The organism is Kosakonia sp. N21, assembly GCF_050587465.1.
In the GTDB taxonomy this organism is placed as follows: Bacteria; Pseudomonadota; Gammaproteobacteria; order Enterobacterales; family Enterobacteriaceae.
This window is the reverse complement of the sequence record NZ_JBOBHR010000007.1, coordinates 174,340-192,407: the sequence shown is the minus strand read 5'-3', so window position 1 is coordinate 192,407 and position 18,068 is coordinate 174,340. Positions and strand designations below refer to the sequence as shown.

Here is an 18,068-nt window from a genome sequence, read left to right as displayed (position 1 = left end):
AGCAATGCCCCCGGTGAAGGATTTAACCGTGGCTCTCTTAGAGATTCCCATGGCGATTTTTGGATGATAACGAGGCGCAAAAAATGAAAAAGACAGCTATCGCAATTGCAGTGGCACTGGCTGGCTTCGCTACCGTAGCGCAGGCCGCTCCGAAAGATAACACCTGGTATACAGGTGCTAAACTGGGCTGGTCTCAGTTCCACGATGTTGGTAACAACCAGATCTCTAATACTGGCCCGACTCACGAAAGCCAATTAGGTGCTGGTGCGTTCGGTGGTTATCAGGTTAACCCGTATGTTGGCTTTGAACTGGGCTACGACTGGTTAGGCCGTATGCCGTACAAAGGCGACACTGTGAACGGTGCTTTCAAAGCTCAGGGCGTTCAACTGACCGCTAAACTGGGTTACCCGATCACTGATGATCTGGATGTTTACACCCGTCTGGGTGGTATGGTTTGGCGTGCAGACGCTCAGAACAACCTGGGCTTCAAAGATCATGACACCGGTGTTTCCCCAGTATTCGCTGGTGGTGTTGAGTGGGCAGTTACCCGCGATATCGCTACCCGTCTGGAATACCAATGGACCAACAACATCGGTGATGCTAACACCGTTGGTGGTCGTCCGGACAACGGTCTGCTGAGCGTAGGTGTTTCCTACCGCTTTGGCCAGCAGGAAGAAGCTGCACCGGTAGTTGCTGCTCCGGCCCCGGCTCCGGCTCCGGAAGTACAGACCAAACACTTCACCCTGAAGTCTGACGTTCTGTTCAACTTCAACAAAGCGACCCTGAAACCGGAAGGTCAGCAGGCGCTGAATCAGCTGTACAGCCAGCTGAGCAATCTGGATCCGAAAGACGGTTCCGTAGTGGTTCTGGGCTTCACTGACCGTATCGGTTCTGACGCTTACAACCAGGGTCTGTCTGAAAAACGTGCTCAGTCCGTTGTTGATTACCTGGTATCTAAAGGTATCCCGGCGAACAAAATCTCCGCACGTGGCATGGGCAAATCCCAGCCGGTTACCGGCAGCACCTGTGACAACGTGAAAGCGCGCCCTGCGCTGATCGATTGCTTGGGTCCGGACCGTCGCGTTGAGATCGAAGTTAAAGGCATCAAAGACGTTGTAACTCAGCCGCAGGCTTAAGTTTACGTCTATGAAAAAACCCCGCCAGCGCGGGGTTTTTTATTGCCCGTACAGTAACGGGGTAAACTGAGGTTTCATTATTCTTTGCCGAGCAGCGCCTGCAGGTCGTGTTTCAGTGTTGACATCTGCGAGGCATACTTCTCTTTATGCTCCGCATCCTCAATCAACTGCACAATGGTTTCCGAAAGGGTTTTCCCTCTCCGTTGCGCCAGCCCTGCCAGCCGTTGCCAGACAACAAATTCCAGGTCGATCGATTTCTTGCGCGTATGCTGATGTTCAGCGTTGAAATGCCGCTTACGCCGGGCGCGGATAGTCTGTTTCATCCTGTTGACCAGCGCCGGATTCATATGCTGCGCAATCCAACTGTTAACCAGTACCGGTTCATTTTCGAGGGTCAACAATACATCGACGGCATCTTTTGCAGCACTGGCTTCTATATAGCGCGTGATGAGTTCCCCCTCACGATGCTTCTTAACCAGATACTTCCATTTCCAGCCGCTTTCGAGATTTTCCAGTTGTTGATATTTCATTGCGATCCCAATGTTACCGTGTAACTCAGTTCAGAATATCAGTTTTTGTCGGCTCTGCTGAAAAGAAATCACCCTCTGCGAGCTGCAGTCAATGTTCCTGCGCCAAAAGCGCGTAATCCGTGTGCTGCGCCGGCGTTTACGGTATAATCCCGCCTTTTACACCAGACAAAAAAAAACGACTTTGACCATTACAAAACTTGAATGGAACGACGTGGTTCCTGATACCGAAAGCTATCAGGAAGTATTTGAATCGTCCGAATTAGCGCGTGAGAGTGATTTCTCACTGGCCGATACGCAACCCCGATTACAATATGCGCTCGAGCAACTGCTCTATCCGCTGGCAACGTCACGCTTTTTACTGGCTAAAGCGCCGGAAGAGATTGAGTATCTGGAGCTTATTACCAGCGCAACAGAAGAACTCATTCCCGAAGAGCGTCCGCTTGTTGGCGGTCAATACCATATAAATGGTTCAACCGTACGCTTTGACGCCTCCGTTGATGCCCAGTCTGATTTTGTTGGCAGTAAACCCGCGGTATTTGCTGACTGGGTAGAAGCAGAACAGTTGTTCGGCTGCCTGCGACAATTCAATAACGAAATCATCCTGCAGCCAGGTCTGGTTCACCAGGCAAACGGCGGCATACTGATTATCTCCCTGCGCACGCTATTAGCCCAGCCACTGCTCTGGATGCGCCTGAAAGCCATGGTCACGCAGCGTCGTTTTAACTGGGTTTCCTTTGATGAATCCCGCCCGTTACCGGTTATCGTGCCATCCATGCCACTCGATCTGAAAGTCATCCTCGTGGGTGAACGCGAATCGCTGGCAGAATTTCAGGAAATGGAGCCGGATCTCGCAAGCCAGGCAATTTACAGCGAATATGAAGAAACGCTGCAGATCGCCGATGCCGAAACAATGGCGGTGTGGCGTCATTGGGTTGAGCAAACCGCTCGCAGCGCACAGCTCCCCTGCCCGGCCGCGGACGCGTGGCAAACATTGATCCGTGAAGCGGTACGTTACACCGGCGATCAGGAAACATTGCCGCTGTGCCCACTGTGGCTCACCCGTCAGTTACGCGAAGTCGCAGCAATGTCTACTGGTGACACCATCCGCGGCGAAGAGTTACAAGCGATGCTCGCCCAGCGCGAGTGGCGGGAAGGTTTCCTTGCTGAACGTATGCAAGATGAGATTTTGCTGGAGCAGATCCTCATCGAAACGGAAGGTGCGCAAGTCGGTCAGATTAATGCCCTGTCGGTCATTGAATTCCCTGGCCACCCGCGCGCCTTTGGTGAACCTTCACGCATCAGTTGTGTTGTACATATCGGCGATGGCGAGTTCAATGATATTGAACGCAAAGCAGAACTCGGCGGCAATATCCATGCGAAAGGCATGATGATCATGCAAGCGTTTCTGATGGCCGAACTGGAACTGGAACAGCAAATCCCCTTCTCCGCGTCGTTGACCTTTGAGCAATCCTACAGTGAAGTTGACGGTGACAGCGCCTCCATGGCGGAGTTGTGCGCATTAATCAGTGCACTGGCGGAAGTCCCCCTCAATCAGAGCATAGCCATTACGGGTTCAGTGGACCAATTTGGCCGCGCGCAACCTGTTGGCGGCCTGAATGAAAAAATTGAAGGTTTCTTTGCCATCTGCCAGCAGCGTGAACTGACGGGCGAACAAGGTGTGATTATCCCGGCGGCAAATGTGCGCCACTTGTGCCTGCATCAAAATCTGTTAGATGCCCTTCAGGCAAAGCAATTTTTCATCTGGGCAGTGGACGATATGATGGATGCACTACCCTTATTAACGGGCCTGACATGGGACGCTGAGGGGCAAAATAACCTCAAGCAAGTCATTCAGGAACGCATTGCCCAGGCAACGCAGCAAGATGCACGTCATCGCTTTCCGTGGCCGCTTCGCTGGTTAAATTGGTTTACTCAAAACTGATCGGACTTGTTCAGCGTACACGTGTTAGCTATCCTGCGTCCGAAACTACATATAAGGCTTACTGAGAACATGGTAGATAAACGCGAATCCTATACAAAAGAAGATCTTCTTGCCTCTGGTCGCGGCGAACTGTTTGGTGCAAAAGGCCCGCAATTGCCAGCCCCTAGCATGCTGATGATGGACCGTGTGGTCAAAATGACGGAGACCGGCGGTAACTTTGATAAAGGCTATGTTGAAGCTGAACTGGATATCAATCCCGACCTGTGGTTCTTTGGCTGCCATTTTATTGGCGATCCGGTGATGCCGGGCTGTTTAGGTCTGGACGCAATGTGGCAGCTGGTTGGCTTCTATCTGGGCTGGCTGGGTGGCGAAGGTAAAGGCCGCGCACTGGGCGTGGGCGAAGTGAAATTTACCGGCCAGGTCCTGCCAACAGCCAAAACCGTTACCTACCGCATCCACTTCAAGCGTATTGTTAATCGCCGTTTGATTATGGGTCTGGCAGATGGCGAAGTGCTGGTCGACGGGCGCGTTATCTATACTGCAAACGATTTGAAAGTCGGTCTGTTCCAGGACACCTCTGCTTTCTGATTTCGGATGAGAGCGGGTTTTACAACCCTGTACAGGCGAAACCTCCGCAATGCGGAGGTTTCTTTTTTAAAGAGACAGAATCAGGCAATTACGGCCCTGTCCTCCATGGCTTGCCGCCAGCCTCCCAGCCACTCGGACCTTTGATTCAGGGTTTGGTACGGACACATTTCTTTCGGGCGTCCGGTAATACCAGCCTGATAACCACGTTGATGTGCCCGTTCCAGGCGATCTCGTTTTTGTCTCTTCATGCCTCGTTTCCCTCATTATTTGATCTGGTGGAAAAGAAAACAGTGGTCACTAAGTGTGCAACCACAGGTTACGAATACCTTGAATAGACCGGGGCGTCAATGCGCAAAATTCACGCCAGTGTCATAATTGTGAGCTACACAAAAGTTCATTTGTACAAAAAATGTGAACCAGCACAAGTAATGGTCTGAGTGAGAACCAAAAAAAAACCGCCAGTGCTTTCGCAGCTGACGGATTTTTTAGCCATTATATTTTGTTATGGCAGACGATTTAACTCATCTGCAATACTGCTCGCTTCCTGCTGCCATCCCTGCGCCAGCATTTTGACCATATCATCATACCCGTCCTGCTGCTGCTTCAGCTCAATATGAAACGGCCGCTTAATCAGTCTCCCCTGGTGCTTAAGCAACCACTCACCGCCGATAATCACCCGACCGTCATAACGTCCATGAAAACCCGTTACAGTGACATTCAGCGTATCCTGCTCACTGCCCAACGGTTGCGATGCAACAACCCATCCCGGTAACTGATTGCTCAAATTTGCCACCAGCGTATTACGCAGTTGCTGATCGAGTGGACTGGCCCAGAGATTATTATTGGCAATGACATACTGCACATCCGTAGTCTGATAAACCACGCCGTTACCCGCCAGATAATCCGGGACGGACACCTGCTCAACCCATAGTTGGCGGTTTCCCTGGTTCTGCCCGGTGCTGGCTTTGACCGCCGTCTGCGACGGTGAAGGTAACTGATAGTAGCTTTTGTTATCCCCCGTGCTGCTACAGGCAGCCAACAGCATGGCAATGCCAGTCAGTATGCTTTTTCTCATTGTTTTGCCCTCTTCGGCTGCGGATCGTCTTTCCCTTTCGCTTCGAACACCAGCGCATTGCTCTTATCGTTGAGCGTTTTCAGTACCGGCTGTAGTTCACGCAGCACCTGGTCAAGGCGCTGCATATCCGCCACCATCTTGTTATACGCGGCTGACCCGGGCTGGAAGCCCTGCATACTGCGGTTCAGTTCCCGCAACGTCGTTTGCATATCCGCCGGTAATTGTTGCATTGACTGGCTGGCCGTCAGCTTATTCAGGTTATCCAGCGTCGTCTGCAAGCGTTTAAGTGTTTGCTGGCTCTCCGACAACGTACTGGTCGCCTGTTCGATCATCGGGTTCAGCGGCAGATTGTTGATCTTATCCAGCGTGTCCATCAAACGCTGCTGGATTTGCGCCAGACCACCGCTCACCGTCGGGATAATCTGATAACCGGCGAACTCACGCATCCCGCTAACCGCCGGAACATTGTTGTAAAAATCGAGATCCACATACAATGCGCCGGTCACAATGTTGCCGGTTTTCAGCGAGCCGCGCAGGCCACGTTTGAGTAACTCGTTAAGGTGCGCACTCATATCCGGATCTTCACCAAGCTGGTTAATTAACCGCCCCGGTTCAATACGGATCAGAATCGGTATCCGGTAATCGTCGTTTAACGCCTGACGCATGCCTGCGGTAAAGAACGGCACCTTACTGACGGTCCCCAGACGAATACCGCGGAACTCAACAGGTGCGCCGGGTTGCAAGCCACGAATGGAGTCTTTAAAGAACATCAGGTAATCGATGTGATCGGTATAGAGTGACTCCTGAATGCTGCGCTGATCGTCATACAGGGTAAACGCCGTTTTTTCGCCAACGGGCTGACCTAAATCAACACCTTCCGGCACATCAAAGCTCACGCCACCACCGAATAATGTCGCCAGCGATCCCATTTCCACCCGCATGCCCGCCGACGTGAGATCCACCGCAATACCACTGTCCTTCCAGAAACGCACATTGCTGGTCACCAGCCTGTCGTTAGGGGCATTGATAAAGAGCTGATAACTCATCGTACGTTTTTGCGTATCGAAGGTACTGGTTTCAACCGAGCCGACGCGGTAACCACGGAATAACACCGGATCCCCGGCGGTTAATTGCCCGGCTTTACTGCTGTCGAGGATCACCCGGATACCTTTCGCATCAGGCGGCGCCAGCGGCGGCGAGTCCAGCAGGTTGTAGCGCTCTGGTTGATTACCTTTATTACCCGGTTGCAACTCAATATAGGCTCCCGAAAGCAGGGTTCCCAGCCCGCTGATCCCTTCACGGCCTACCTGCGGCTTCACCACCCAAAAAACGGAATCATCGTGCAGCAGCTTTTCCATCCCGGAATTAAGCCGCGCTTTGATTTCTACATGGGTTAAATCATCGGTCAGCGTCGTGCTTTCCACCACGCCAACGTCCACACTGCGGCTCTTAATGGTGGTCTTGCCACCGATAATGCCCTCCGCATTGGTGGTGATCAGCGTCACTTCCGGGCCCTGATGGCTGTAGTGATAGAAGAGGATCCACGCACCAATCAGCGCGGTCACAATCGGGAAAATCCACACCGGCGACCAGTTTCTTACCTTTTGCACGTTGGCCTCCCCACTCTTATTCTCCATGCTTTAACGACTCCTCATGGTGCGTTAGCGGTTCACGATCCCAGGTCAACCGGGGATCGAAAGTCATTGCCGCAAACATCGTGATAATTACGACCAGCGCAAACATTAGCGCACCCATTGCCGGGTAAATATTCATCAACCCGCCCATACGCACCAGCGCGGAGAGTACGGCAATCACAAACACGTCGATCATTGACCAGCGGCCGACAAACTCGACCACCTCATAAATAATGTGCATTCGCTCGCAATCGCGCTTGCCATGCCCTTTCGCATCGATGCATAGCCAGGCGATACCGATCATTTTCAACGTCGGCACCATAATACTGGCGATAAAGATCACCAGCGCTACCGGGTATGACCCCTCACTCCAGAGCAAAATCACCCCAGCAAGGATCGTGGACGGCATGCGATCCCCCAGCAAATCCGTCACCATAATGGGGAGAATATTCGCAGGCAGGTAGAGCAGAATGGAGGTGACCAGCAGCGCCAGCGTCCACTGGATACTGTTGCGCCGCCTGGCCTGCCCATGCGTATGGCAGCGCGGACAAACCGGTTGATCAATCGCAACAATTGCCGTACAGCAAGGACATGCGCGTAACCCCTGACGGATACCCGGTACCCCGACATGCAAAATCTGCGCGGGTTTTGGCGCCGGTGCGATGTCATCCCATAACCAGTGGCGATCAACACACTGAAAAGCCCGCAACTGCAGCAGGCAAAACAGACACCATGGAATAAAGCTGCTGCCGATGCCCACATCGCCATAGGCCATCAGTTTCACGAAACTGACCAACACGCCCGCCAGGAAGATCTCCGCCATCCCCCAGCTTTTCAGTTGAAACAGGATCCTCGCCAGACCAATTTTCAGGCGAAAATTCATCGGCACGCGGTTTACCAGCAACAGGATAGTCACCAGACAAAATGCCGGAACTAACTGAACAAACAGCAAGAAGAAAGTGCCAAGACTGGCGTAATCCTCAGAAAACATCACCCCGGGAATTTCCAGCAACGTCACTTCGCTGGTCACACCGGCCACTTTCATATTGACGAAGGGAAAGAGGTTTGAGAGCAACAACATGAATAATGCCACGATGGCATAGGCAGTGGGACGCTGCCGCGGCGCGTCCCATTCGGTCGTCAGTGTTGCGCCACAGCGCGGGCAAGTGGCTCTATGCCCGTGCTGCAACGGTGGCAACGCCACCAGCATGTCACATTGCGAACAGAGAATGTGACGAGTGGCGTGGTGGTGTTCACACATACAGGCTCCCTTTTATGCGCCGTTTTTTAGAGCCTCCAGGTACTCCCAGCGTTCAAACGCCTCTTCCAGCGCCTGCTCCGCCGAAGCCATATCAGCTAAGACTTTTTGCGTATGATCATGCGGCTGACTAAAGAAGGCGGCATCCGCCACCTGCGCCTGCAGAGATTCCAGCTCAGATTCCAGCTGTTCCAGCTTCTGCGGCAGTTGTTCCAGCTCACGCTGCAGGTTATAGCTTAGTTTGCTGGTGCTTCGTTTGACAGTTTCTGCTTTGGCGACCGGCGCTTCCGTATTTTTTTTCACGGTAGCCTGTTTTTGCGCCTGAGAAGCAGACTGCTGACCGCGCGCGTCGTGATAACCGCCAACATATTGACCAATACGTCCTTCGCCTTCGAAGATCCAGCATTCGGTCACGGTATTATCCACAAACTGGCGATCGTGGCTGACCAGCAGCACAGTACCCTGATAGCTGTCGATCAACTCTTCCAGCAGTTCCAGCGTTTCAACATCCAGATCGTTGGTCGGTTCATCGAGGATCAACAAGTTACTGGGTTTCAGGAACAAACGCGCCAGCAACAGGCGGTTACGCTCCCCACCGGAAAGCGCACGCACCGGCGTCATCGCCCGTTTTGGATGGAACAGGAAGTCCTGCAAATACCCCAGAATGTGGCGCGGTTTACCGTTGACCATGACTTCCTGTTTGCCCTCGGCCAGGTTGTCCATCACGGTTTTTTCCGGATCCAATTCCGCCCGGTGCTGATCAAAGTACGCGACTTCCAGCTTGGTGCCCACATGCACGCGCCCGCTATCCGCCTGCAACTGGCCCAGCATCAGTTTCAGCAATGTCGTCTTACCACAGCCGTTCGGGCCGATAAGGGCGATTTTGTCGCTCCGCTGGACCTGCGTAGAGAAATCGCGCACCAGCACCTTTCCCTCAACCCCGTAGTTGACGTTTTCCATCTCAAAGACGATCTTGCCGGAGCGGGAAGCTTCTTCCACCTGCATTTTCGCGCTACCCATCACTTCCCGGCGCTCGCTACGCTCACGACGCATCGCTTTCAGCGCACGGACACGGCCTTCGTTACGGGTACGGCGCGCTTTGATGCCCTGACGGATCCAGACTTCCTCCTGCGCCAGCTTGCGGTCAAACTCGGCATTTTGCAGATCCTCAACGCGCAGAGCCTCTTCTTTATCGAGCAAATATTGGTCGTAATCGCCAGGGTAAGAGACCAGCTTGCCGCGATCGAGGTCGACAATGCGCGTCGCCATATTGCGAATAAAGGAGCGGTCATGGGAAATAAAGATGATGGTGCCGCCAAACGATTTCAGAAACCCTTCCAGCCAGTCGATAGTTTCGATATCCAGGTGGTTAGTCGGTTCGTCAAGCAGCAGCACACGCGGGGCGCTGACCAGTGCGCGACCTAACGCGGCTTTACGCAACCAGCCGCCGGACAACGAGGAAAGCGCCATATCCGCGGTCAGACCCAGTTGTGCCAGCACCTCGTTAATGCGGTTTTCCAGCTGCCACAGACCGTGATGATCCAGCAGCTCCTGCACCCGCGCCAGCTCGGCAAGGTTTTTGTCGCTTGGATCGCTCATCACCAGATGTGAAATATCGTGATAACGCTTGAGGTATTCAGCCTGCTCTTCAATGCCCTCAGCGACAAAGTCGTATACGCTGCCCGTGACGTTGCGCGGCGGATCCTGTTGCAGACGCGCCACCACTAAATCCTGTTCATAAACGATGCGTCCATCATCCAGGTTGACTTCCCGGTTGAGGATCTTCATCAGCGTTGATTTACCCGCCCCGTTGCGCCCTACCAGGCACACGCGTTCGTTTTCTTCGATATGCAACTCTGCATTATCGAGAAGCGGCGCATCGCTGAACGACAGCCACGCGCCATGCATACTGATCAATGACATTTACTTATCCTTTCAGGCTGCGGTAATCAGCCAGCAGTTATGGATTTGACGGTTGCGGGCAAAGTCCTGCGACTGCGTTTTTTGGGTGATTTCTTGTGCCTTCAGCCCCAGCTTAGCCAGCCCGTCGAGATCCATACGGAAACCGCGTTTGTTGTTGGAAAACATAATCGTGCCGTCCTTGCGCAGCAGGCGTTTCAGATCCTGCATCAGGCGCATATGATCGCGCTGCACATCAAACGAGTCTTCCATGCGTTTCGAGTTCGAGAAGGTCGGCGGATCGATAAAGATCAGGTCAAACTGCTCGTCAGTATCGCGCAGCCAGCCAAGGCAGTCCGCCTGAATCAGACGATGCGCACGACCGCTCAGGCCGTTGAGGCGCAGGTTGCGTTCCGCCCACTCAAGGTAAGTGCGGGACATATCCACAGTGGTGGTGGAACGCGCGCCACCTAAACCTGCGTGCACGCTGGCGCTGCCGGTATAAGAGAACAGGTTCAGGAAATCCTTACCTTTACTCATCTGACCCAGCATACGGCGTGCAATGCGGTGGTCGAGGAACAGGCCGGTATCCAGATAATCCGTCAGGTTGACCCACAGACGAGCGTTATATTCGCTCACTTCCATAAAGTCGCCCTTCTCGTTCATCTTCTGATACTGGTTGTTGCCTTTCTGCCGCTCACGGGTTTTCAGCACCAGTTTATTCGGCGCAATGCCAAGTACCTGAATGGTGGCAGCGATAATATCGAACAGACGTTGGCGCGCTTTCTGCGCATCCACGGTTTTCGGCGGCGCATATTCTTGCACTACCACCCAATCCGCGTAGCGATCGACCGCCACGTTGTAGTCCGGTAAATCGGCATCGTACAGACGGTAACATTCGATACCCTCCTGGCGCGCCCACTTCTCCAGTTTTTTCAGATTTTTACGCAAACGGTTAGCGTAATCTTCCGCCATCGCCGGGGCTTTCGCTTCGCCGGTATTTTCCGCCAGATGGTAGTTTTTCTGCACGCAATCCAGCGGGCCATTCTTGGCTTTGAATTGACGCTCCGCGCGCAACTGCAGGCAATTGAGCAAATCGACAGAGGCACTGAACAGCGACAGGTTCCAGCCGCCGAACTGCGCTTTCAGCAAGCGCCCCAGCAGACTGTGCAGCGCAATCAGCGCCGGCTCGCTTTCCAGACGCTCGCCGTAAGGCGGGTTGCTGATGACCGTACCGTACGGACCTTTCGGCAGCGGATTACTCAGTTGGGCGACATCTTTCGCCTCAAAAGTGATCAGTTCGCCCACCCCGGCACGACGGGCGTTTTTACGGGCGATTTCGACCACGCGCGCGTCGTTGTCGGAGCCATAGAAACGGGATTCATAACCGGCAATCCCCTGACGGGCACGGGTTTGCGCCTCGGCTTTCACCTCTTGCCACAACACGTCATCGTGCTGCGCCCAGCCGCTAAAACCCCAGTGGCCACGATGCAGACCCGGCGCGCGATCGGTTGCCGCCATCGCGGCTTCAATCAGCAATGTACCGGAGCCGCACATCGGGTCCAGCAGCGGCGTACCCGGCTGCCAACCAGAACGCATCACAATCGCCGCCGCGAGGTTTTCTTTGATCGGCGCCATACCGGTGCGATCGCGGTAGCCGCGTAAGTGCAGGCCTTCGCCGCTCAAATCGAGAGAGATATTCGCGGTGTCCTGATTCAGCCAGACATTAATGCGCAAATCCGGCATGTCACGTTCCACATTCGGGCGCGGAAGATTTTTACGGGTGAAGCTGTCGACGATGGCGTCTTTCACTTTCAACGCACCGTACTGGCTGTTACGGATCTCATCATTCAGGCCGCTGAAATGCACCGCGAAGGTCGCGCCCGGGTTAAAAATCTCTGTCCAGTTAATCGCCTGCACGCCGAGGTAGAGATCAAGGTCGCTATAAACCTTGCACTCTCCAAGCGGCAGCATAATGCGCGAAGCCAGACGACTCCACATCAGGCTCTGGTACAGGAGCCGTGTGTCACCTTCAAAATGGACACCACCCTGAACAACACGGCACTCTACAGCACCGAGTTTTTCCAGTTCAGTTTTTAACAGCTCTTCCAGCCCACGGGCCGTACTGGCAAACAGAGAAATCATAATGTCACTTATACTCAACGAAAATTGTTGCGCATTATAGCTAATCTGGCGTTCATGTCATAAAGTTGAGGGCTAATTTTCGTCTGACAGGGGGCAAGACGTGCCGACTCTTTCACGTCTTTTTATCCATCCGGTGAAATCCATGCGCGGTATTGGTCTGACGCATGCTGTAGCCGACATTAGCGGTCTCTCGTTTGATCGCATTTTTATGATCACCCAACCCGATGGCACCTTTATTACTGCCCGCCAGTTTCCGCAGATGGTGCGCTTTACGCCATCGCCGCTGACGGATGGTCTGCATCTGACCGCGCCAGACGGCAGCAGCGCAGTGGTCCGCTTTGCTGATTTTGCGCCCGATGCCGCGCCAACGGAAGTCTGGGGCAACCATTTTACCGCACAGGTTGCGCCCGCTGAGATTAACCGCTGGCTGAGTCACTTTTTCTCACGTGATGTCCAGCTTCGCTGGGTTGGGTCGACGCTGACCCGCCGGGTAAAGCGTCACGATGACGTCCCGTTATCCTTTGCGGATGGTTTTCCCTATTTGCTCACCAACGAAGCTTCGCTGCGCGATTTGCAGCAACGCTGCCCGGCCAGCGTCAGGATGGAGCAATTCCGCCCTAACCTGGTGGTGACTGGCGCGCAGCCGTGGGAAGAGGACAGCTGGAAAGTGGTGCGCATTGGCGATGTGATTTTTGATGTGGTGAAACCGTGCAGCCGCTGCGTGTTTACAACTGTCAGCCCGGAGAAAGGCCAAAAACACCCGACCGGCGAGCCATTAACGACACTGCAAGGGTTCCGAACGGCGCAGGACAATGGCGACGTGGATTTTGGGCAGAACCTGATCGCCCGCAATAGCGGTGTGATCCGGGTGGGTGATGAGGTCGCTATTCTGGCTACCGCTCCGGCCAAAATATACGGCGCCGGCGCCGTGGCGGAAACGCTGTCGCCGGAAGTCCAGCCGGAAGGTACGGTGGACATCAGTTGGCAGGGGCAGACGTTTCGCGGCAACAACCAGCAGGTGCTGCTGGAACAGCTTGAAAATCAGGGGATTCGCGTGCCCTATTCCTGCCGGGCTGGCGTTTGCGGATGTTGCCGGATACGGCTAGTAGAAGGTGAAGTCAGCGCTATGAAAAAATCGGCCGTCGCGCAGGATGGTTCGATTCTCTGCTGTAGCTGTATACCGAAGACGTCGCTGCGGCTGGAGGCTTAAACCGCCTGTTCGTAACGAATGCCAGCAGCGTTCATTTGCGGCTTCAGGCGATCGTTCATGATTTTGATCGCATCGCCAAGCTGCATTGTGCGCCCGGCAATGACCACGCCCGGCTGCGCCAGCAGACAGAGCGCTGCATTTTCGCCCGGTTCCACCACCAGCAGATTGACGCACTCCTGCGTGTCGCTCAGCCAGACGCAGGCCCCTTCCCCCGTCGCAGGCGACCAAAGTTCGCCGTGAGATAAAAAGTGCCAGCTTTTCGGCATTTGTGGTTTCAGGAAGCGAATGGCGACCAGCGCATTGAGCACCAGCTCTGCACGCTGCTCATTGGATAAATCGAGATCGCGGCATTTTTCATCGAAAGAGAAATAGAGCGCTGCATCGTCGACACAAAAACCTGAGGGCGAAAAGGCATCCGGCGTCAGCATCTTACCGGCAAACCGCGAACGAAATAACATGCCATTGGCTAAGTCGAGCATCATACGGTCATGCTCGTCATCAAAATACCAGCGCCAATTGTCGTCAGGTTTAATTCGCATTGTCCTCTCCCGTCCCCATAAACATCCTGTTACTTTTTCATCCTTTTTGTCGCCCCGGTTATTACCCTAATAATGAAAGACTAAAATGTTTAAATTAGCAACAGTGACGGAATATAAAACAACCAGGGCGGGAAATAAAGCCCTGGCGGTTCAGTAAAAGGAAAAAAGATTAGATATGGGTGACAATTTCTTTAATCAGCGGCGGGCCTTTAAAAATAAAACCAGAATAAATTTGCACCAGCGTTGCGCCTGCGGCCACTTTCTCACGCGCAGCGATCACCGAGTCAATGCCGCCGACGCCGATAATGGGTAACTGCCCCTTTAATTCCTGAGACAAGCGGCGAATTATTTCAGTACTTTTTAATTGTAATGGACGGCCGCTTAAACCACCGGTTTCATCACAATGTTTCATTCCCTGCACGAGGGATCTATCCAGCGTCGTATTGGTGGCGATAACGCCATCAATATTGTGGCGAACTAAACTGTCCGCCACCTGGATCAATTCTTCTTGCGAAAGATCCGGTGCGATCTTCACTGCCACCGGCACATATTTATGGTGACGATTTTGCAGATCGTTTTGCTTATTTTTAATTGCCGTGAGGAGATCATCCAGCGCTTCGCCATATTGCAGAGTACGTAACCCCGGCGTATTTGGTGACGAGATATTAATCGCGATATAGCCTGCATAAGCATAGATTTTCTCCATACAAATCAGGTAGTCATCTTTACCCTGCTCGACTGGCGTATCTTTATTTTTGCCGATATTGATACCGAGTACGCCATCAAAATGCGCTTTCTTAACGTTCTCGACCAGGTTATCAACGCCGAGATTATTAAAGCCCATCCGGTTGATCAGACCTTCGGCATCCACCAGACGGAAGATCCTCGGTTTGTCATTGCCCGGCTGTGGCCGTGGCGTCACGGTGCCAATTTCAATGGAGCCAAACCCCATCGCCCCAAGTGCATCAATGCATTCGCCGTTTTTATCCAGACCCGCCGCCAGTCCAAGCGGATTCTTAAAGGTCAGGCCCATACATTGTACCGGTTTCTCCGGTACACGCTGGCGTACAAGCGCTTCCAACGGTGTGCCCGTGACACGGCGTAATTGTTGAAATGTTAATTCATGAGCGCGCTCTGGATCGAGCTGGAAAAGGGCTTTACGAACGAAGGGATAGTACATGAACTCTCCTGGATTCCCGGTGTGCAAACCGGGGGCGTATTATCTGCGAAACCCCCGGCAAATGGAATTGACCTGCGGCAAAAAAAGCTGATTTGGCGCAATCGTTTTCCCCTCCACCCTCCGCTTTATGCAATTTTTGGCAATTTTTCTTCAAATAAATCATTTAGTGGAATAAATCGCCTCTGTCACACTGCTTTAAATTGTTATGAATGTTACTTAAAAGCAAACAATTAGTTATAAGGAGCTACTATGCGCGTTGTCACTCTCGCCGGAAGTCCGCGCTTCCCGTCCCGCTCCAGTGCGCTGCTGGAGTATGCTCGTGAGCGTCTGAGCGCCCAGGATATCGAGGTCTGCCACTGGCACTTACATAACTTCGCGCCAGAAGATCTGCTGTACGCCAACTTTGATAGCCCGGCGTTACAAACGCTTATTGAACAGTTGAAAAACGCGGACGGCTTGATCGTCGCTACCCCCATTTATAAAGCCTCATTTTCCGGTGCCCTGAAAACGCTGCTGGATTTACTCCCCGAACGCGCACTGGAAGGCAAGGTGGTTTTACCGCTGGCGACCGGCGGAACCGTGGCGCATATGCTGGCAGTGGATTACGCGCTGAAACCTGTTCTCAGCGCGCTCAAGGCGCAGGAGATCCTGCATGGCGTGTTTGCTGACGACAGCCAGGTGCTTGATTATCAGCATAAACCCAGCCTGAGTCCCAACCTGCAAACCCGTCTTGATAGCGCACTGGAAACCTTCTGGCAGGCGCTGCACCGCCGCGATATCCAGGCACCGGATTTCCATACGACACAAGGAGTCGCTCATGTTTAGCGCTTTCAGACATCGCGCACAATGGCTGGCGATCGGCGGGCTGTTGACCGTATCCGGTTGGGTACATGCCGCCGAACCTGCACCGGATGGGTTACGCATTGGCTATCAGAAAGGCAGCGTCAGTATGGTGCTGGCAAAAAGTCATGAATTGCTGGAAAAACGTTACCCGAACACCAAAATATCCTGGGTGGAATTCCCGGCTGGCCCGCAGATGCTGGAAGCACTCAACGTCGGTAGCATTGATATTGGCAGCACTGGCGATATTCCGCCGATTTTTGCCCAAGCTGCTGGCGCGGATCTGGTCTATGTCGGCGTGGAGCCTCCTAAGCCGAAAGCGGAAGTGATCCTGGTGGCGGAAAACAGCGCCATTAAAACGGTTGCCGATCTGAAAGGGCATAAAGTGGCGCTGCAAAAGGGTTCCAGCTCCCATAACTTGCTGCTGCGCGCTCTGCAAGAAGCCGGACTGAAATTTACGGATATTCAACCTGTCTTCCTGACACCGGCCGATGCCCGCGCAGCCTTCCAACAAGGGAACGTCGACGCCTGGGCCATCTGGGATCCGTACTATTCCGCAGCCCTGTTACAAGGCGGCGTGCGGGTGTTGAAAGATGGCACCACGCTGAAGCAGACCGGCTCCTTCTATTTAGCTGCCCGCCCCTATGCAGAGAAGAATGGTGCCTTTATCCAGGGCGTACTGGACACCTTTAGTGAAGCGGATGCACTCACCCTCAGCCACCGTGACGAAAGTGTCGCGCTGCTGGCAAAAACCATGGGATTACCGCCGCCCGTTATCGCCACCTATTTTGATCACCGCCCCCCGACCAAAATCGGGCCGGTAAACGAGGCAACCGCCGCACTGCAACAGCAAACGGCCGACCTGTTTTATGCCAACCACCTGCTACCGAAGAAAGTGGATATCCGTACCCGCATCTGGCAGCCAACCCAACAAGGAGCCAAGTTATGAGCCTGAATCTCTTCTGGTTTTTGCCTACCCACGGAGACGGTCACTACCTGGGGACCGATTACGGTTCCCGACCGGTAGATCATGCCTATCTACAACAAATTGCCCAGGCGGCGGATCGTATTGGATTTAGCGGCGTACTGATCCCAACCGGGCGATCCTGCGAAGATGCCTGGCTGGTGGCCGCTTCCCTGATCCCGGTAACCCAGCGCCTGAAATTCCTCGTCGCCCTGCGCCCAAGCGTCACCTCCGTCACCGTCGCCGCCCGCCAGGCCGCCACACTGGACCGCCTGTCTAACGGCCGGGCGTTGTTTAACCTCGTGACCGGTAGCGACCCGCAGGAGCTGGCAGGGGACGGCGTGTTTCTTGATCATACTGAGCGTTACGCAGCATCCTCAGAATTCACCCATGTCTGGCGTCGCCTGCTGGAAGGCGAGACGGTCGATTTCCAGGGCAAACATGTTCATGTTCGCGGCGCGAAATTATTTTTCCCACCCGTTCAGCAACCGCGCCCGCCGCTCTATTTCGGCGGTTCATCGGATGTGGCGCAAGATCTGGCCGCGGAACAGGTCGATCTCTATCTGACCTGGGGCGAGCCCCCCGAACAGGTCAAAGAGAAAATTGCCCAGGTGCGCGCCAAAGCAGCGGCGCACGGGCGTAGCGTCCGCTTCGGCATTCGCTTGCATGTGATCGTGCGTGAAACCACCGCCGAAGCCTGGCAGGCGGCAGACAACCTGATCTCGCATCTGGACGACGAAACCATTGCCAAAGCGCAGGCGGCTTTTGCACGCCAGGACTCCGTCGGCCAGCAACGTATGGCGGCGTTGCATAACGGTCAACGCGGTAATCTGGAAATCAGCCCCAATTTGTGGGCGGGCCCAGGTCTGGTACGCGGCGGCGCAGGAACGGCGCTGGTGGGCGACGGTCCAACAGTGGCGGCGCGCATTAACGAGTATGCGGCACTGGGAATAGACAGTTTTATTCTTTCCGGTTATCCGCACCTGGAAGAGGCGTATCGGGTGGGTGAGCTGCTGTTCCCGCATCTTGATGTCGCTATCCCGCAGATCCCGCAACCGCGATCGTTGCAGCTTCAGGGCGAGACGGTGGCGAATGAGTTTATCCCGCGAAAAGTGGCACAAAGCTGAG

At 54.0% G+C, this 18,068-nt stretch carries 16 protein-coding genes; 7 read left to right on the top strand and 9 right to left on the bottom strand.

The window, feature by feature from the left end; all coding sequences use genetic code 11:
* The first annotated feature begins 83 nt into the window (after positions 1-83).
* Positions 84-1,136 (top strand): porin OmpA, encoded by a 1,053-nt coding sequence (ompA, locus tag ACQ3G7_RS18030; protein WP_263097249.1) that lies wholly within the window; start codon positions 84-86, stop codon positions 1,134-1,136.
* Positions 1,137-1,213: 77 nt separating this feature from the next.
* Here ompA and matP read toward each other — a convergent pair whose 3' ends face one another.
* Complete coding sequence (matP, locus tag ACQ3G7_RS18025) at positions 1,214-1,666, bottom strand: macrodomain Ter protein MatP (protein ID WP_430890890.1); 453 nt, start codon at positions 1,664-1,666, stop codon at positions 1,214-1,216.
* A gap of 181 nt (positions 1,667-1,847) precedes the next feature.
* Between matP and ACQ3G7_RS18020 the strand changes: the two genes are divergently transcribed.
* Together ACQ3G7_RS18020 and fabA are read left to right on the top strand one after the other, a co-directional pair.
* The gene (locus ACQ3G7_RS18020) at positions 1,848-3,608 is read left to right on the top strand and encodes an AAA family ATPase (RefSeq protein ID WP_430890888.1); all 1,761 of its coding nucleotides are present in this window, start codon (positions 1,848-1,850) and stop codon (positions 3,606-3,608) included.
* A gap of 69 nt (positions 3,609-3,677) precedes the next feature.
* On the top strand, positions 3,678-4,196 hold the full coding sequence (gene fabA / locus ACQ3G7_RS18015) for a bifunctional 3-hydroxydecanoyl-ACP dehydratase/trans-2-decenoyl-ACP isomerase (RefSeq protein ID WP_263097253.1): 519 nt from the start codon (positions 3,678-3,680) through the stop codon (positions 4,194-4,196).
* Positions 4,197-4,276: 80 nt separating this feature from the next.
* On the opposite strand, the gene rmf is transcribed toward fabA, so the two are convergent.
* The 6 genes from rmf to rlmKL all read right to left on the bottom strand — a co-directional run bounded on the left by rmf (position 4,277) and on the right by rlmKL (position 12,207).
* Complete coding sequence (gene rmf, locus ACQ3G7_RS18010; RefSeq protein ID WP_071889965.1) at positions 4,277-4,444, bottom strand: ribosome modulation factor; 168 nt, start codon at positions 4,442-4,444, stop codon at positions 4,277-4,279.
* 254 nt (positions 4,445-4,698) lie between these two features.
* Positions 4,699-5,271, bottom strand: a complete 573-nt coding sequence (gene pqiC / locus ACQ3G7_RS18005) for a membrane integrity-associated transporter subunit PqiC (protein WP_430890885.1) — start codon at positions 5,269-5,271, stop codon at positions 4,699-4,701.
* Positions 5,268-6,908: an intermembrane transport protein PqiB gene (gene pqiB / locus ACQ3G7_RS18000; RefSeq protein ID WP_263097256.1), complete on the bottom strand. Its 1,641-nt coding sequence runs from the start codon at positions 6,906-6,908 to the stop codon at positions 5,268-5,270. Before pqiB ends, pqiC begins: the two co-directional genes overlap by 4 nt.
* Positions 6,898-8,166 carry a membrane integrity-associated transporter subunit PqiA gene (gene pqiA, locus ACQ3G7_RS17995; protein WP_430890883.1) on the bottom strand — a complete coding sequence of 423 codons (1,269 nt, stop codon included), beginning with the start codon at positions 8,164-8,166 and terminating at the stop codon, positions 6,898-6,900. Before pqiA ends, pqiB begins: the two co-directional genes overlap by 11 nt.
* A gap of 12 nt (positions 8,167-8,178) precedes the next feature.
* Complete coding sequence (locus ACQ3G7_RS17990) at positions 8,179-10,086, bottom strand: ABC transporter ATP-binding protein (RefSeq protein WP_430890881.1); 1,908 nt, start codon at positions 10,084-10,086, stop codon at positions 8,179-8,181.
* A gap of 12 nt (positions 10,087-10,098) precedes the next feature.
* On the bottom strand, positions 10,099-12,207 hold the full coding sequence (gene rlmKL, locus ACQ3G7_RS17985; protein WP_263097259.1) for a bifunctional 23S rRNA (guanine(2069)-N(7))-methyltransferase RlmK/23S rRNA (guanine(2445)-N(2))-methyltransferase RlmL: 2,109 nt from the start codon (positions 12,205-12,207) through the stop codon (positions 10,099-10,101).
* Between the two features lie 100 nt (positions 12,208-12,307).
* On the opposite strand from rlmKL, the gene ACQ3G7_RS17980 reads away from it, so the two are divergent.
* On the top strand, positions 12,308-13,417 hold the full coding sequence (locus ACQ3G7_RS17980; protein ID WP_430890879.1) for a YcbX family protein: 1,110 nt from the start codon (positions 12,308-12,310) through the stop codon (positions 13,415-13,417).
* Here ACQ3G7_RS17980 and zapC read toward each other — a convergent pair.
* Together zapC and pyrD are read right to left on the bottom strand one after the other, a co-directional pair.
* A complete protein-coding gene (gene zapC, locus ACQ3G7_RS17975) occupies positions 13,414-13,956 on the bottom strand; it encodes a cell division protein ZapC (RefSeq protein ID WP_263097262.1) in 543 nt (180 codons plus the stop codon). The two genes, ACQ3G7_RS17980 and zapC, sit on opposite strands and share 4 nt — an antisense overlap.
* 169 nt (positions 13,957-14,125) lie before the next feature.
* A complete protein-coding gene (gene pyrD, locus ACQ3G7_RS17970) occupies positions 14,126-15,136 on the bottom strand; it encodes a quinone-dependent dihydroorotate dehydrogenase (RefSeq protein ID WP_263097263.1) in 1,011 nt (336 codons plus the stop codon).
* Between the two features lie 249 nt (positions 15,137-15,385).
* Between pyrD and ssuE the strand changes: the two genes are divergently transcribed.
* Genes ssuE through ssuD form a run of 3 tightly spaced genes read left to right on the top strand, consistent with a single transcriptional unit; the run spans position 15,386 to position 18,067 of the window.
* Positions 15,386-15,961, top strand: coding sequence for an NADPH-dependent FMN reductase (gene ssuE / locus ACQ3G7_RS17965; RefSeq protein WP_430890877.1), 576 nt, complete (start codon positions 15,386-15,388; stop codon positions 15,959-15,961).
* On the top strand, positions 15,954-16,925 hold the full coding sequence (locus ACQ3G7_RS17960) for a sulfonate ABC transporter substrate-binding protein (protein ID WP_430890875.1): 972 nt from the start codon (positions 15,954-15,956) through the stop codon (positions 16,923-16,925). The genes ssuE and ACQ3G7_RS17960 overlap by 8 nt, the downstream gene beginning before the upstream one ends.
* On the top strand, positions 16,922-18,067 hold the full coding sequence (ssuD, locus tag ACQ3G7_RS17955) for an FMNH2-dependent alkanesulfonate monooxygenase (protein ID WP_430890873.1): 1,146 nt from the start codon (positions 16,922-16,924) through the stop codon (positions 18,065-18,067). Before ACQ3G7_RS17960 ends, ssuD begins: the two co-directional genes overlap by 4 nt.
* Position 18,068 lies beyond the last annotated feature (1 nt).